Genomic DNA, 16,645 nt, shown 5'->3' with positions numbered 1-16,645 from the left:
AGATGTAGGAGGAAGAAATATGCCATTTGATGCAATTTCTATTATCACATTGCTCATTGTTGTAGGAGCTATTATTGTATTGGCCATTTTATTAACATTTGTTCCAGTTATGCTATGGATTTCTGCATTAGCAGCTGGTGTCAAGGTAAGTATATTCACGCTAGTAGGAATGCGTCTCCGTCGGGTTATTCCGAGTCGAGTTATCAATCCACTTATTAAAGCGCATAAAGCAGGATTGGATGTAACAACGAATCAATTAGAAAGCCATTATCTTGCAGGCGGAAATGTGGATCGTGTTGTAAATGCATTAATTGCTGCACATAGAGCAAATATTGAATTGAAATTTGAGCGCAGTGCTGCAATCGATCTAGCGGGCCGTGATGTATTAGAGGCGGTACAAATGAGTGTTAACCCAAATGTGATTGAAACACCATTTATTGCTGGTGTCGCAATGGATGGGATTGAAGTAAAAGCAAAAGCAAGAATTACTGTTCGTGCAAATATCGACCGTCTTGTCGGTGGTGCAGGTGAAGAAACGATTGTTGCCCGTGTAGGTGAAGGGATTGTATCGACAATTGGTTCATCTGAAAACCATAAAAAAGTATTAGAAAATCCTGATAGGATTTCACAAACGGTTCTTTCAAAAGGGCTGGATGCAGGTACGGCTTTTGAAATATTATCGATTGACATTGCAGATGTGGACATCGGTAAAAACATCGGTGCTGAATTACAAACGGAGCAGGCAGAAGCAGATAAGAAAATTGCCCAAGCAAAAGCAGAAGAACGCCGTGCGATGGCTGTAGCAGCTGAGCAGGAAATGAAGGCGAAAGTAGAAGAAATGAGAGCAAAAGTAGTTGAAGCTGAATCACAAGTACCATTGGCGATGTCAGAAGCGCTACGTTCAGGCAATATCGGTGTAATGGATTATATGAATTACAAAAATATTGCTGCTGATACAGACATGAGAGATTCGATTGGCAATGTGACGGATGACCGTAAAGATGGACGGAAAGAGTAATTCCTGCTACTAAACTGTAGGAAGGAGGGGTTTACCTTTGGAATTTTTAATGGATAATCCGTTTATTCTCTTCATTATTATTGCGATGCTTTCCTCCATGTTTGGCAAAGGAAAAGGGAAAAATCAGCAAAATCAGCAAAAACAGAATCAATCACGCCCAAGGCAAGCGCCTGTTCAATCTAATCCAATTGAGCCGATTCCTTCTGAAGCAAGGAATGCTTCAAGTCAAATCAAAAGAGAGTATTTAGAAAGAAAAAGACAAGAAGAAAAAAAACGGCAGGAAATAAAAAATAGGCCGCCGATCATGCAGGAAATGAGCAAGAAGCAGGCTGTGAAGAAGGAAGAAAAAACATTGTACAATCCAAGCATTGTACCTGTTGAAAAAAAGCCTGCACTCTCGATAGAAAAACAAAAATTAGTTGATGGGGTTATTTGGGCAGAAATTTTAGGTCCACCAAGAGCGTTAAACCCTCATAGGTCGATTAATCGAAAAATCAAGTGAATGAAAAAAGAAAAAAGTGCTAGAACCCCCCTTCATTTCATACATATGAGATGAAGGGGGGTTCTTTTTTTATGGCAAAAAACTTTGGTCAATTCATGAAAAAATGGATGACGAAAAATCTAGAGCTTCCTCAAGATGTCATGATGGATTTACCCCGCATTACGATGGTCGGACAAATTCATATATATATTGAGAACCACAAGGGTCTAATTTCATTTTCAGACAAAGAATTAAGGCTCCTTCTAAAACAGGGTCAGCTCCTTATTAAAGGGAATTCTTTTGTCATAAAAACGATTTTGCCTGAAGAAATATTGCTGGAGGGGCAAGTTGATCAAGTCACCTATTTAAACGAATAGGTGAGAAGTTAGTGGATCAGTGGGATAGCATCCAATACAAGTGTGCTCTCCCACAGTTAGCATGATGGTCATTTGCAAGAGGAGGAAGGAAATGAACAATTTATGGGTCGAGTTTATTGGGGGCATTATTACAGTTGAAATAAGAGGCAAAGGGATTGAACGATTAATTAATACATTCACACGGAATGGCATCTTAATTTGGCATGTGAAAAGGCATGGGACAGAATCAGTTACAATTAAGATGAGACTTAAAGATGTTCATAAAATAAGACCAATCATAAGGGGAAGTGAGTGTAAAGTTACCTTCTTGAGGAGGACAGGCATTCCTTTTCTGTTCAAAAGATTAATCAAGAATAGTGGGTTCATTATTGGTGCGGCAGCTTTTCTACTAGTCATCTTCTTACTATCTAATATGGTATGGGGCATTGAAATAAAGGGAGCTGGCCCTGAAACAGAGCATAAAATTCGTAAGGAGCTAGATGAAATTGGCGTAGAGAAGGGGAAGCTTCAGTTTTTACTCGAAAATGTTGAAGGCATTCAACGGCATCTCTCCAACCAAATTGAGGAAATTACTTGGGTAGGTGTTGAGTTAAAGGGGACAACCTTCCATTTTCAAGTAGTTGAGAAAAATGAACCTGAGCAACCTGAATATGCAAGCCCAGGACATTTAGTTGCCAAAAAGAAAGGTGTTATTGTGGACATGTTCATTGAAGAGGGGCAGCCGATAGTTAGTATTCATGACCATGTAAAGCCAGGGCAGCTTTTAGTTTCTGGAGAAATTGGAAAAGAGGGAAAGACAGAAATAGTAGCAGCTAAAGGAGAAGTATTCGCTGAAACATGGTACAAGACAGATGTTAAATATTCATTGAAAAGGACCTTCCAAGTTTTTAATGGGAATGAAAAACAAAAGCATTTTATAGGAATTGGTGATTGGCAAATGCCAATTTGGGGGTTTGGCAAAGTAGAGTATCAAGAATTTGAAACAGAGTACAATAAAAAGAACTTTCGTTTTTTAAAATGGGAGCTTCCTATTTCATATACACATACAACGATACGTGAACGGGAACAAGAAACAAAAATCCTCACGAATGAAGAAGCATTTGCAGCAGCAAAAGTTGAAGCAAGAAATGATATAAGAAACAAGTTAAATGAAAATGATAAAATAAAAGGTGAAAAGGTTTTACACAAGTCTGTAGAGGATGGTAAAGTAATACTATCAATACATTTCCAAATTATTGAGAATATTGCAGTAGCCCAACCTTTAATTCAAGGAGAGACAGAATGACAGAAGAGTTGAAAACAATCAATGTACAACTTGATAATCCGAATGAAGCCATTTCCTTATTAGGCAACTCAGATGCAAATATTATCATGATCGAACAAGAGCTTAATGTGTCAATCATTACCCGAGGAGAATCCATCTATATATCTGGAGAAATGAATCAGGTGGAGGATGCTGGACGCATATTGGCTGAATTATTAATGATCATAAGAAAAGGGATTACAATAAATCAAAGGGATGTAATGTATGCCCTTCAAATGGCTAAAAAAGGCACATTGGAATACTTTAGAGAGTTATATAATGAAGAAATAGCTAGGAATGCAAAAGGAAAGATCATTAGAGTTAAAACAATTGGACAAAGCGAGTATATTCGTGCAATTAAAAAGAATGATCTTATTTTTGGCATTGGTCCTGCTGGAACAGGGAAGACGTATCTTGCCGTAGTGATGGCCGTGAATGCATTGAAGAATGGTCAAGTGAAAAGAATTATTCTTACACGTCCGGCAGTTGAAGCAGGTGAAAGTTTGGGGTTCTTGCCTGGTGATCTAAAAGAAAAGGTAGACCCTTATTTAAGACCATTGTATGATGCATTACATGATATTTTAGGGACAGAGCATACAGAAAGAATGATTGAAAGAGGAACAATTGAAATTGCTCCATTGGCATATATGAGAGGGAGAACGCTTGACGATGCGTTTGTTATTTTAGATGAAGCGCAGAATACGACACATGCACAAATGAAGATGTTTCTTACCCGTCTTGGCTTTGGCTCAAAAATGATCATTACTGGAGATAAGACGCAGATTGACCTTCCTAAAGGGGCAAAATCTGGATTGATTGTTGGGGAGGAAATTCTTCAAAATGTAAAAGGGATCTCCTTTGTACATCTGGAAGAAAGCGATGTTGTGCGCCATCCGCTCGTCGCAAAGATTATTCACGCATATGGACAACATGAAAGCTAAAACCGTCGGAGGATCCGTACGGTTTTCTTTTGCATTAATTGACAATATTTTCTTTAATAAAGATGCATCTTACATAAAAAACTGTTATCATTTTACATAATTGCTTATTCTATTTAGTTAAGATTGGAGGGATTTTAATGGAAAAGCTCCATCACTATATGACAAAAGTGAAAAAACTGTTAGAAATGACTTTTTTTAAAGTATTATTATTTCTTTTGCTTGGAGTCATCTTGTTCTTTGCTATGTTCAGTAATGTAAAACCAGAAAAGCTTGATTTAAGCTTATTTTCAATTGCTGAACAAACCATTCGATCACCAATTACAATTGAAGATAAAGCAAGTACGGAAAAAAAGAAAACAGAAGCTGCCGACCAAGTGAAGGATGTCTATGTAGTTAAAAAAGAAATTGCCCAAAATCGGGTCGATCTGATTACTTCCATCTTTGGTTCAGCTACTGAGGTAAATGATGAAATAAAAGAAGAATTAGAAGCGAAGCAAAAACAGGCACAAATGGGAGATGACGGGGAAGTAGATTATGTCCCGCTAACAGAGCCAACAGAGTCAGAAAAATTAGCTAGAATGAAAGAAAAATTGACTGGAGATGTAATTAAGGAAGTTTCCAATCAAACATTGCTTTCGCTCGTACAAGCATCAAAAAATGAGTTGAATTTAGCAAAAGATGTGACAGTGACGGCGATTAACAATGTGATGAGTAGTCGAATTCCTGCTGATGAAGTTGAAAATGCTAAAAAACGTCTGGAAGAGGAATTAAAATATACGAGCCTGAATGCGAGCTTAAAAGCGGCTGCTATTGAGTTAGGCAGGTATGCGGTATATCAAAATGAGTTCTATGACCCTAATACGACAGAGGAGCATCGACAGCAAGCAATAGAAGTAGTTGAACCAGTTAAGATCTTGCAAGGACAAATCATTGTGGAAGAGCAGCAATTAATTAGCAGTGATATTTATCGCCAATTGGAGCTTGTTGGCCTTCTTGACAGTGTGAATTCTAATCAGCCATTCATTGGATTGGCTCTCTTTACACTGATTATTCTTGCTGCCCTTTATTACCACTTTAATGAGTTAAAAGTGCATGTGGAGACAAAGCAAAGCTATTTATTATTGTTTAGCATTATTTTCACATTATCGATTTTGCTCATGAAGGGCATCAGCTTTTTCCATGAATTTAAGTATTCAGAAATCAGCTATATTTTCCCTGCGGCCATGGGAGCTATGCTTATCAAAATTCTTATCGATGAGCGGATGGCAATATTGTTTACGATTATTATGGGCCTATGTGGCAGCATTATTTTTAATGAAGGAATTACGGGTACCTTCCATGTAACGGCGGGAATCTATATTATATCAAGTGGAATCGCAGGCATTCTATTCTTAACGAAACAAAATCAGCGTGCCAAAATTCTACAAGCAGGAATGTTCGTCTCAGGAATCAATATTTTAGTTATTTTATCTTTAATGTTTTTAAGGAATGGTCAATATGATGGGATGGAATATGGATTTTATTTTGCGATTGGCCTAATATCCGGCATACTCTCGGCTGTATTGACAATCGGGCTGCTGCCATTTTTCGAAGCAGGCTTCGGAATTCTTTCAACTATGAGACTTATTGAGTTATCAAGTCCTAACCATCCGTTGCTTCGCAAAATTTTAACTGAAGCACCAGGAACTTATCATCATAGTGTGATGGTTGCTAATTTATCAGAATCGGCGTGTGAAGCGATTGGTGCAAACGGGCTTCTTGCAAGGGTAGGATGCTATTATCATGATATTGGCAAGACAAAGAGGCCACAATTTTTTATTGAGAACCAAATGAATATTGAAAATCCACATGATCGACTGCCATCGCAAACAAGTAAAAATATTATTATTGCTCATGCAACTGATGGGGCTGAAATGCTAAGAAAGCACAAAATGCCACGGGAAATTGTTGATATTGCAGAGCAGCATCATGGAACAACATTGCTTAAATTTTTTTATCATAAAGCGAGTCAAAACGGTCTCGAAGTTAAGGAAGAAGATTATCGATATCCTGGACCAAAAGCACAAACAAAGGAAGCGGCTGTTATTGGAATCGCTGATAGTGTAGAGGCTGCTGTTCGTTCGATGTCACATCCAACACCGGAACAAATTGAAGGATTAGTTAGAAATATAATCGCCGATCGACTTCAGGACGGTCAATTGAATGAATGTGATTTAACATTGAAGGAATTGGAGACCGTTGCAAATGTGCTTTGTGAAACGTTGAATGGGATCTTCCATTCAAGAATAGAATATCCAGAAATGACAAAACAGAAGGTGAAAGAAGCATGAGTTTAAGTATTGACCTAATAGATGAAACGAATCAACTTTCAGAGAAAGAAATGGACGAGATGAACGCATTACTCAATTATGCAGCCGCATATGAAAAAGTAGAATCAGAAAGTGAACTATCCATTACAATCGTAAGCAGTGAAAAAATAAGAGAGATTAATAAAGAATATCGAAATAAAGATGCTGTAACAGATGTCATTTCTTTTGCGATGGAAGAGATGGGAGAAGGAGAAATGGAGCTAGTCGGATTAGACATGCCTAGAATATTAGGTGATATCATTATTTCAGTTGAACGTGCGAAGGAGCAGGCAGAGGAGTATGGGCACTCTTTCACACGTGAACTTGGTTTTTTAGCCGTTCATGGATTTCTCCATCTTCTTGGCTATGATCATGAAACAAAAGAAGATGAGATCGAAATGTTTTCTCGTCAGAAGGTCATTTTAGATGAGTTCGGCCTCCAAAGGTAAAAAGCACCGGCTCATTAAATCATTTGGTTTTGCTTTTACTGGGATTCGTACGGCAATTTTGAGTGAAAGAAATATGAAGATTCATCTTTGTATTACTATTATCGTGATCTTCGCTAGTATTGGGCTGTCCATATCGATGATTGAATGGCTATTTGTTATTCTCGCAATCGGTGGAATGTTGTCGCTCGAAATGTTGAATTCTGCAATCGAAAGGGTCGTTGATCTTGTAACTGAGGAATACCACCCTTTGGCAAAGCAAGGGAAGGATATCGCAGCAGGGGCTGTTCTTATTTATGCGATGATGTCTGTTATGATCGGATTGATCATTTTTTTACCAAAGCTTTTCCACCTATTCTTTTAACAGGAACTGCCCATTTTGGGCAGTTTTCTTTTTAAAATTGTCATTTTTATTTGATCATTTGAAATGGAACAGTAAATTCGTTAAAATGACTAAGCAGTAAATAATAATCCGTGCCTATTTTTAGAAAATTCAATATTTTTATATTACGATTTTGCTACAATCGATGATTTTGTTTTTAAAATGAGGTAAAATAAAGAAGAAATATTCTTCTGTCAGAAAGGAAGCATTTTAGTGAATGTTGAAGAATTAATTGAAGAAGCGAAAATTGCAAGAGATAAAGCATATGTTCCGTATTCGAAGTTTAAAGTAGGAGCGGCACTTTTAACAGAAGATGGAAAGGTGTATCATGGCTGTAATATAGAGAATGCAGCTTACAGCATGTGTAATTGTGCTGAAAGAACGGCACTATTTAAAGCGTATTCAGAAGGGGATAAAAAGTATACAGCAATGGCTGTTGTAGCAGATACAGATCGTCCATGTTCTCCATGTGGTGCTTGCCGTCAGGTTATTGCGGAATTATGCCCTAAAGATATGAAAATGATCTTAACGAATTTAAAAGGGGATATTCAAGAAATTTCAATTGAAGCGCTATTACCTGGTGCCTTTTCTCCGGAGGATTTGAATGAATAACATCGAACAAGAACATAAATCAGGATTTATTTCAATAATCGGCAGACCAAATGTTGGAAAATCAACCTTTTTAAATCGAGTAATTGGGCAAAAAATCGCTATCATGAGTGATAAGCCGCAAACAACAAGAAACAAGGTTCAAGGTGTTTTAACAACAGATGATGCTCAATATATTTTCATAGATACACCGGGGATTCATAAACCAAAACATAAACTTGGCGATTTTATGATGAAGGTTGCCCAGAATACACTGAAAGAAGTAGACGTAGTCTTATTTATGGTTAATGCAGAAGAAGGCTATGGCCGTGGGGAAGAATTTATTCTGGAAAAGTTTCAATCGATTCGTACGCCTGTGTTTCTAGTTATTAATAAAATTGATAAGATTCACCCGGATAAATTAATGACTATCATTGAATCCTATAAGGAAAAGTACGAATTTAGTGAAATTATTCCGATATCTGCTCTAGAAGGAAATAATGTTGAAACATTGCTTGCGCAAATCAAAAAATATATTCCTGAAGGACCGCAATATTACCCAGCAGATCAGGTAACTGATCATCCAGAACGTTTTATTGTTTCAGAGCTTATTAGGGAAAAAGCCCTTCATTTAACAAGGGAAGAAATCCCTCATTCTCTTGCTGTCGTTATCGATAAAATGGAGAGCCGTGATGACAAAGAGATTGTTAATGTGATGGCTACGATTATTGTGGAGCGCGATTCACAAAAAGGGATTGTCATTGGCAAGCAAGGAAAAATGCTAAAGGAAATTGGTCAGCGTGCACGTCTTGATATTGAAAATTTACTCGGTTCAAAGGTATTTCTAGAGCTTTGGGTAAAGGTTCAAAAAGATTGGCGCAACAAAATGTCCCAACTCCGTGATTTTGGCTTTAGGGACGATGAATATTAAAAAGGAAAAGCTATTTTCTAAAAGATTGTTGTTTTTAAATCAAATATTAGAATGAATGGTTTACCAAATAGGTCGGTTGATTGGAGCGGAAGGTGCGAGATCCTCGAAAATGCTATCACATTTCCTTCGTGCGGTGTGAATTCTAAGAAGCCTACTCAATGTCCTGCGGGATGCGTAGGACAGCTGAGACCCCACAGGAGCGTAAGCGACGAGGAGGCTCAAGCGGACTACCCCGCGGAAAGGGAGCACACGTGCGCGGAAATCAACCTTTACCAAAATTAAGTGTAAAATAGCAACAATGTTTACGAAAACAGCCAAAGGAAAAGTACAAGTGGCTTGCTATAAGGCGGCAAGTGTAAGTCAGATTGGTCTGAAGCATTGTAATCTCCCTATTTGGATTATGTGAAGCAAGTCAAAGACTATTTCATATCCATAACTAAAGTATTATGGACAAATGCAAAATATGTATGATTTAGATTTACAATATTTTTCTCTTATGAAATCGGAAAGACAGGCTATGATAAATGGTAAGGATTTGGGATAAATAAAATTGCGTTGAATAACGGAAAGGTGGGGTTTTCGATGATGGATTTTACCTGGAAGGTCTTTTCGCAGACAGGTAATATTGACACATATCTTCTCTTTAAGGAGCTAGAAAAGGAAACTCAAGATATACCCGGAAATCAGGACGCAGAGCAAGAAATTGACTTTCCCATCTCATAGGTTTGTCAGTAATTAGGGATGGTGCTAGAGATGCTTGAAAAATGTGAGGGCATCGTGATTAGAACAACGAATTATGGTGAAACAAATAAAATTGTTACCCTATACACACGTGAATGGGGAAAGATTGGTGTGATGGCACGAGGCGCTAAAAAGCCTAAAAGCAGACTTGCTGCCGTCACCCAGCTTTTTACATACGGATATTTTTTAGTTCAAAAAACAAGTGGCCTCGGAAGCTTGCAGCAGGGAGAAATGATTTCATCCATGCGAAGGATTAAGGAGGATATATTTCTTACTGCCTATGCAAGCTACATAATCGACCTAACTGATAAAAGTACGGATGAGCGGAAACCAAATCCTTATTTATTTGAATTAGTGCATCAAATATTAAATTATATCAATGAAGGCTATGACGCAGAAATCCTCGTGAATATTTTTGAAATGAAAATGTTGAATATACTTGGGCTGTATCCAGTATTAAATCAGTGTGCCATATGCGGGAATACGGATGGCCAGTTTTCCTTTTCCATTCGAGAAGGGGGGCTCCTTTGCCACCGCTGTCTCGAGAAGGACCCTTATCATTTCAAAATATCTGCTGCTGCCGTGAAGCTCATGCGAATTTTTTATTATTTAGATTTATCTAGGCTTGGAAACATATCTGTTAAGCCTGAGACAAAGGCTGAATTAAAAAAGATTATAGATGCCTATTATGATGAGTATTCAGGCTTACATTTAAAAACAAAGAGATTTCTTGAGCAAATGGCCAAGTATGATGGAATGTTTTAAAGAATATTGACTTTCAAGATGAATTGGGCTATGATTCAAATTATTATTAAATGTATAGTTGCATTGAAGGAGAAGAGTACTTAACTCACTCGATAAAAAGCGAACCTAGGATAGTGGAAGCTAGGGTATGGATAGTTAAGGAAGGCACTCTCGAGCAACAAGAGTCGTATTGACAATAAAGTGGCTGCTTCTATTAAGAATGCAGCAAATAGGGTGGAACCGCGGGTTAACTCTCGTCCCTATGCTTAAACGCATAGAGATGGGGGTTTTTTGTTTTTTCTCAAAATAAGAGTGATTGGCGGTTGCCAATTGTCACTACCCTCACCTCACATATCTAAAAAAAGGAAGGTGTCCTATGAATATTCAAAACATGATATTAACATTACAGAAACACTGGTCAGAACAAGGTTGTATTTTAATGCAATCATATGATGTGGAAAAAGGGGCTGGAACAATGAGCCCATATACGTTCTTGCGAGCGATAGGTCCTGAGCCTTGGAGTGTCGCTTATGTAGAGCCATCCCGCCGTCCTGCTGATGGGCGTTATGGCGATAACCCAAACCGTCTTTATCAGCACCATCAATTCCAGGTCATTATGAAGCCGTCGCCTGACAATATTCAAGAATTGTATCTTGAATCACTGAAGAAATTAGGAATTGATCCACTTGAGCATGATATTCGTTTCGTTGAGGATAACTGGGAGAATCCTTCTCTTGGCTGTGCTGGTTTAGGCTGGGAAGTATGGCTGGATGGAATGGAAATTACTCAATTTACCTATTTTCAACAAGTTGGCGGATTAGAATGTAAGCCTGTTTCTGTTGAAATTACATATGGAATAGAGCGTCTTGCGTCCTATATTCAGGATAAGGAAAATGTCTTTGATTTAGAGTGGACAAATGGATTTACAGTAAGAGATATTTTTGGGCAGCCAGAATATGAGCATTCAAAGTATACATTTGAAACATCTGATACAGAAATGCTATTTAATCTCTTTACAATTTACGAAAAAGAAGCACATCGTCAAATGGATGAAGGACTCGTACATCCTGCTTATGATTATGTATTGAAATGCTCACATACCTTTAATCTGCTAGATGCAAAAGGAGCCATTTCTGTTACTGAAAGAACAGGATATATTGGTCGTTGTCGAAACCTAGCACGGAAAATTGCCAAAACATTCTATGAAGAGCGTGAAAAACTTGGTTTCCCAATTTTACAAACAACAAAGGAGGAGAAATAAGATGGCGAAGAAAGATCTCCTTTTAGAAATCGGGCTGGAGGAAATGCCAGCAAGATTTGTGACAAGCTCAAGTGAGCAGCTATCAAATAAAGTACAGGCATGGTTAATGGAAAAGAAAATTGCCTTTGATCATATTACGGCTTTTTCTACACCGCGCCGGTTAGCCGTTCTTGTTGAAGGGGTTGCTGAATCACAAGAAGATATCCATGAAGAAGCAAAGGGTCCTGCCAAAAAAATTGCTCTAGATGTAAATGGGGAATGGTCAAAAGCGGCAATTGGCTTTAGTCGTGGCCAAGGAGCAAATGTTGAAGACATCTTTTTTAAAGAAATAAATGGTGTTGAATACGTTCATGTAAAGAAATTTATTAAAGGTCAAGAAACGATTACGTTATTGCCAGAGCTTGAGCATATTATTACAGCAATGACCTTCCCGAAAAATATGCGCTGGGCAGATAAGGAAATGCGATATGTTCGTCCGATTAAATGGCTTCTTGCTTTATACGGGAATGAGGTAGTTCCATTCAGTATTGCAACAGTCGAAACTGGCAATACGACAATGGGCCATCGATTCCTTGGAAATAAAATAGAAATTGTGGAAGCAAATGAATATGAAAAGTCATTACTAGGCCAATATGTCATCGTTAATTATGATGAACGAAAAAGTGCGATTGTTTCCCAATTAAAAAGAATTGAAGAAGAAAATAATTGGATCATCCCGATTGATGAAGATTTACTTGAAGAGGTTACAAATCTGGTGGAATACCCAACCGCATTATTTGGCCGTTTTGAGGAAGAGTTTCTAGAGATTCCTGAAGAGGTTTTAATTACATCAATGAAGGAGCATCAACGTTATTTTCCTGTTAAATCAGCGGGAGATAAGCTTCTGCCATACTTTGTGACCGTTCGCAACGGAGGACATGAGCATATTGATAAAGTAGCAAAAGGAAATGAAAAAGTATTAAGAGCAAGGCTATCTGATGCTTCATTCTTTTATAAAGAAGATCAGAAAACGGAAATAAATGCTTCACTCGAAAAGCTGAACGCGATTGTTTATCATGAGGAAATTGGTACATTATCAGAAAAGGTTGCACGTGTTCGTAATCTTGCAAATGAAATGGCAGATGTATTAGTATTCTCGGCTGAGGAAAAAGTGATTGTTGATCGAGCGGCTGAAATCGCTAAATTTGACCTCGTTACAAATATGGTCTATGAATTTCCTGAACTGCAAGGTTTTATGGGTGAAAAGTATGCACTCCAAAAAGGTGAAAAGCAGGAAGTTGCCAAAGCAATTAATGAGCATTATATGCCAAGAAATGCCGATGATGAAACACCTAATAGCCCAGCAGGTGCTGCTCTTTCTATTGCTGAAAAAATGGATACAATTGCTTCTTGCTTTGCTATTGGAATTATTCCAAGCGGATCTCAAGACCCGTATGCATTAAGACGTCAGGCAACAGGAATTGTACAAACATTATTAAATAAAGAGTGGGGCATCTCTCTTGAATGGCTCATCCATACGGCATTAAAACATATGGAAGCTGCTGGAATTGCGAAAAAGGATATCGGTGAAATTAGCAACGATATGGTTGCGTTTTTCAAATTACGCATTAAGCATATTCTTCAAGAAAAGCGGATTAGATATGATTTAATTGAAGCTGTGCTAGGCAATGAAATTAGGGCTCTTCCTTCTCTTGTGAAAAAAGCGGAAGTGCTTGAAGCAGCGAAGGAGCAACTGGACTTTAAAGAAAATATTGAGGCGTTAAGCCGCGTATTAAATATTTCTGCTAAGGCCGAAAAAGAAAGTCCTATCAATCGAGATCTATTCGAAAATGAATTTGAAAAACAATTGTATAGTAAATACATGCTTGTGAACGAGCAGTTTGAACAAGAGCTGTCAGAAAATGAAGCATTCGATCTTCTTATTTCTATGAAACCGGAGATTGATCAATATTTTGATCATACAATGGTAATGGCAGAATCACAGGAAATTCGCGTAAACCGACTTAGTCAAATGGCAGTTATTGCTAGACTAATCAAGAGATTTGCTAATATGAATGAGATCATCGTTAAGTAATTTTAAGAGTCTGTCCTAAGACAGACTCTTATTTGTAAAGAAAACAACATAAACAAATCTTTTTATTTTCAAGAAATAAGCTATAATAATTATTAATAGTATGACACTTTAAGCGATAGGTGGTGAGTACAATCGAATTAAATAAGCGTCAGGAGAAAATATTAGAAATTGTCAAAGAAAATGGCCCGATAACAGGGGAAAACATTGCAGATCAACTGAATTTAACTCGTGCAACCCTTAGACCAGATTTAGCCATCCTTACAATGGCAGGCTTTTTAGATGCAAGGCCACGAGTCGGTTACTTTTATACAGGCAAATCAGGTGTACAGCTGCTGACAGAAAATTTGCAGAAGCTTTATGTAAAGGATTATCAGTCAATTCCAGTTGTTGTAAACGAAAATGTATCTGTCTATGATGCGATCGTGACGATGTTTCTAGAGGATGTAGGCACATTATTCGTTGTGGACCAGGCATCATTACTTGTTGGTGTTCTTTCGCGGAAAGATTTATTACGTGCGAGTATTGGGAAGCAGGAGCTGATCACGATTCCTGTTAATATCATTATGACTCGTATGCCAAATATTACGATGTGCACAAAAGAGGATCTATTAATCGATATTGCGAAAAAGCTCATTGAAAAGCAAATTGATGCACTGCCTGTTGTAAAAGAAACAGAAAAGGGATTTGAAGTAACAGGAAGAATAACAAAAACAAATCTAACAAAAGCATTTTTAGCTCTATCTGAAAATAAATAGGAATCTAAGCATGGGAGATGGTTTTAAAGAATGGATAAGAAGCCGATCATCTACGTTGTGTCTGACTCAGTTGGAGAAACTGCTGAACTTGTTACTAAAGCTGCTGTCAGTCAATTTAATGGAAGTGAAATAATCATCAAGCGCTTTCCATACGTTGAGGATAAAATACATATTGATGAAGTCATTTCATTAGCGAAAATCGATAAAGGAATGATTATCTATACACTTGTAAGACCTGAAATTCGCTTATATATTAATGAACAAGCAGCAAAGGAAGGGATCTATGCTTGTGATATCATCGGGCCGCTGATGGATAAGATACAAGTGCAATATGGGTTAGATCCTCTTCATGAGCCAGGTCTAGTCCGCAAGCTTGATGAGGATTATTTTAAAAAAATTGAGGCAATTGAGTTTGCTGTCAAATATGACGACGGACGAGATCCTCGAGGGATTCTAAAGGCAGACATTGTGCTAGTAGGTGTTTCAAGAACATCAAAAACGCCATTGTCTCAATACTTGGCCCATAAAAGATTAAAGGTAGCTAATGTGCCACTAGTACCTGAAGTGGATCCGCCTGAAGAGCTCTTTCTTGTTCCGCCAGAAAAATGTTTTGGGTTAAAAATCAGCCCAGAGAAATTAAACTTTATCCGTAGAGAAAGATTGATCTCACTTGGATTAAGTGATAATGCAAGTTACGCAAATATAGAAAGAATTAAAGAAGAAATCACATATTTCGAATCGATTGTGAGTAAAATTAACTGTCATGTAATTGAAGTAACGAATAAAGCTGTTGAAGAGACAGCAAACTTAATTTTAAACCAATACCGCAAAAGTTTTCCGAAGATGTAGAAATCTAGAGTTCTTAACGATATAAAGCCGAAGATCGAGGGTGCTGAAAAGAGTAAGAGCTTGTCCCATAGGAGAGTTCAATGGGCAAAAATTAGCAGAAATCAGTAATCGCTTGTCCCATAAGAGAGCTCAATGGGACAAAATCAGCAGAAATCAGTAATCTTTTGTCCCATAGGAGCGCTCAATGGGACAAAATTAGCGGAAATCAGAAAGCTTTTGTCCCATAGGAGAGTTCAATGGGACAAAATCAGCAGAAATCAGAAAGCACTTGTCCCATAGGATAGCTCAATGGGACAAAATTAGCAGAAATCAGAAAGATTTTGTCCCATAGAAGAGCTCAATGGGGAAAAATTAGCAGGAATCATTAATCGCTTGTCCCATAGGATAGCTCAATGGGACAAAATCAGCAGAAACCGATAAGCACTTGTCTCATAGAAGATTCCAATAAGACAAATCCGGCTGGAAAATCATAGAACCTTTCTATTGGAGAGTCCAATTATATTCCGAATGGAAAAATAAAAAAAGAGCTGACTTATAAAGCTCTTTTTCTATGGCCTTTATGAGACAGTCTATTTCTTTATTAGAAGGATCTAATCACAGAGGGCATCATTTTACTAAGACCCCTAAGCGGCACAGAAGTCCTATAAGTATGAGCGCTATTTAAGTGCTTGTACTTTTTTATGCTTTTTAATGAAATAATAATAGAAAACTTCGGTATTTTATACTATAATAAAAAATTGTGATAAAAATGTTACATATTAGGTTTAGAGTTCGGGGTGAACGAATAAACTATTTATTGTGAGAAGTCAAGGGCATGACCAGGAAAAAATTCGACAAGTTGAAGAAACGCTGTTTTTTTCTCATTCAAAGAAGGAAAATGCGGAGTGATGTAGAATTATTAGAACATTAGGCAATCCAATAGTGATGGTTGATGCCGATTCTTGTCCTGTTTAGGAAGAAAATGTCGAAAATAGCAAGTCTTTTTCTGTTGGAGGTATTTATTGCTCCTAAGCCATATGAAAAATGATTAAAGTCAAGCCTAGAGAGAATTTATTGATTCAAGTAAAGAGGCTATGAATTTATATTTCATGAATCATGTGAAGGCAGGGGATGGTGTGGTTACACACAAGATATCGGATTTGCATCAACATTATTACTAAAAAATGTGCATGTCATGAACCCAAAGGGAATTTTATTTGATGAGAGTGAAATTCATACCACGCTGGACATGAGGTATTTATCTGCAAAGGCGCACCGAAGGGGGATGTACGGAAAACGGTCTAAACCTTTCAATCAAGAAGATCAATCAAGATTTATTTATTAATTAACTAAAATTTTGTCGAAATTTGCAGGGGATTTATAATTTATCACGAATATAACATATGTAACATGCAAAGATAATTGGG

17 protein-coding genes and 1 other annotated feature are annotated in these 16,645 nt (G+C 37.5%); all 17 genes read left to right on the top strand.

The window, feature by feature from the left end; translation table 11 throughout:
• The first annotated feature begins 19 nt into the window (after positions 1–19).
• The 17 genes from floA (at position 20) to J2Z40_RS19795 (ending at position 16,563) form a co-directional block, all read left to right on the top strand.
• Positions 20–1,018, top strand: a complete 999-nt coding sequence (floA, locus tag J2Z40_RS11020; protein ID WP_066396068.1) for a flotillin-like protein FloA — start codon at positions 20–22, stop codon at positions 1,016–1,018.
• A 37-nt stretch (positions 1,019–1,055) separates the two neighbouring features.
• Positions 1,056–1,520, top strand: coding sequence for a hypothetical protein (locus tag J2Z40_RS11015; RefSeq protein ID WP_066396066.1), 465 nt, complete (start codon positions 1,056–1,058; stop codon positions 1,518–1,520).
• 71 nt (positions 1,521–1,591) lie between these two features.
• Positions 1,592–1,876, top strand: coding sequence for a sporulation protein YqfC (yqfC, locus tag J2Z40_RS11010; protein ID WP_066396065.1), 285 nt, complete (start codon positions 1,592–1,594; stop codon positions 1,874–1,876).
• 91 nt (positions 1,877–1,967) lie between these two features.
• Entirely contained in the window at positions 1,968–3,161 is a 1,194-nt protein-coding gene (gene yqfD / locus J2Z40_RS11005; protein ID WP_066396064.1) for a sporulation protein YqfD, read from the top strand.
• Entirely contained in the window at positions 3,158–4,120 is a 963-nt protein-coding gene (locus tag J2Z40_RS11000) for a PhoH family protein (RefSeq protein WP_066396063.1), read from the top strand. The genes yqfD and J2Z40_RS11000 overlap by 4 nt, the downstream gene beginning before the upstream one ends.
• Positions 4,121–4,257: 137 nt before the next feature.
• Positions 4,258–6,450, top strand: a complete 2,193-nt coding sequence (locus tag J2Z40_RS10995) for an HD family phosphohydrolase (RefSeq protein ID WP_066396062.1) — start codon at positions 4,258–4,260, stop codon at positions 6,448–6,450.
• Positions 6,447–6,917 carry an rRNA maturation RNase YbeY gene (gene ybeY / locus J2Z40_RS10990; protein WP_066396059.1) on the top strand — a complete coding sequence of 157 codons (471 nt, stop codon included), beginning with the start codon at positions 6,447–6,449 and terminating at the stop codon, positions 6,915–6,917. Before J2Z40_RS10995 ends, ybeY begins: the two co-directional genes overlap by 4 nt.
• Positions 6,895–7,278, top strand: a complete 384-nt coding sequence (locus J2Z40_RS10985) for a diacylglycerol kinase family protein (protein WP_066396058.1) — start codon at positions 6,895–6,897, stop codon at positions 7,276–7,278. Before ybeY ends, J2Z40_RS10985 begins: the two co-directional genes overlap by 23 nt.
• Before the next feature lie 231 nt (positions 7,279–7,509).
• Entirely contained in the window at positions 7,510–7,908 is a 399-nt protein-coding gene (locus J2Z40_RS10980; protein WP_066396057.1) for a cytidine deaminase, read from the top strand.
• Entirely contained in the window at positions 7,901–8,815 is a 915-nt protein-coding gene (gene era, locus J2Z40_RS10975; protein WP_066396056.1) for a GTPase Era, read from the top strand. The genes J2Z40_RS10980 and era overlap by 8 nt, the downstream gene beginning before the upstream one ends.
• 582 nt (positions 8,816–9,397) lie before the next feature.
• Entirely contained in the window at positions 9,398–9,538 is a 141-nt protein-coding gene (locus tag J2Z40_RS10970; protein WP_066396054.1) for a YqzL family protein, read from the top strand.
• 30 nt (positions 9,539–9,568) lie between these two features.
• Entirely contained in the window at positions 9,569–10,321 is a 753-nt protein-coding gene (gene recO / locus J2Z40_RS10965) for a DNA repair protein RecO (protein WP_066396052.1), read from the top strand.
• A 54-nt stretch (positions 10,322–10,375) separates the two neighbouring features.
• Positions 10,376–10,565, top strand: a binding site (T-box leader).
• 111 nt (positions 10,566–10,676) lie between these two features.
• Positions 10,677–11,561 carry a glycine--tRNA ligase subunit alpha gene (gene glyQ / locus J2Z40_RS10960; protein WP_066396050.1) on the top strand — a complete coding sequence of 295 codons (885 nt, stop codon included), beginning with the start codon at positions 10,677–10,679 and terminating at the stop codon, positions 11,559–11,561.
• A gap of 1 nt (position 11,562) precedes the next feature.
• Positions 11,563–13,635 carry a glycine--tRNA ligase subunit beta gene (gene glyS / locus J2Z40_RS10955; protein ID WP_066396048.1) on the top strand — a complete coding sequence of 691 codons (2,073 nt, stop codon included), beginning with the start codon at positions 11,563–11,565 and terminating at the stop codon, positions 13,633–13,635.
• Positions 13,636–13,754: 119 nt separating this feature from the next.
• Complete coding sequence (ccpN, locus tag J2Z40_RS10950; RefSeq protein ID WP_066396043.1) at positions 13,755–14,390, top strand: transcriptional regulator CcpN; 636 nt, start codon at positions 13,755–13,757, stop codon at positions 14,388–14,390.
• 30 nt (positions 14,391–14,420) lie between these two features.
• On the top strand, positions 14,421–15,239 hold the full coding sequence (locus tag J2Z40_RS10945) for a pyruvate, water dikinase regulatory protein (RefSeq protein ID WP_066396041.1): 819 nt from the start codon (positions 14,421–14,423) through the stop codon (positions 15,237–15,239).
• A gap of 1,174 nt (positions 15,240–16,413) precedes the next feature.
• On the top strand, positions 16,414–16,563 hold the full coding sequence (locus J2Z40_RS19795) for a DUF188 domain-containing protein (RefSeq protein WP_245350060.1): 150 nt from the start codon (positions 16,414–16,416) through the stop codon (positions 16,561–16,563).
• Positions 16,564–16,645 lie beyond the last annotated feature (82 nt).

It is taken from the genome of Cytobacillus eiseniae (assembly GCF_017874625.1).
Classification (GTDB): Bacteria; Bacillota; Bacilli; order Bacillales; family Cytobacillaceae; genus Cytobacillus; species Cytobacillus eiseniae.
The sequence above is the reverse complement of the archived record's forward strand: the minus strand, read 5'-3'. Positions and strand labels throughout refer to the sequence as shown.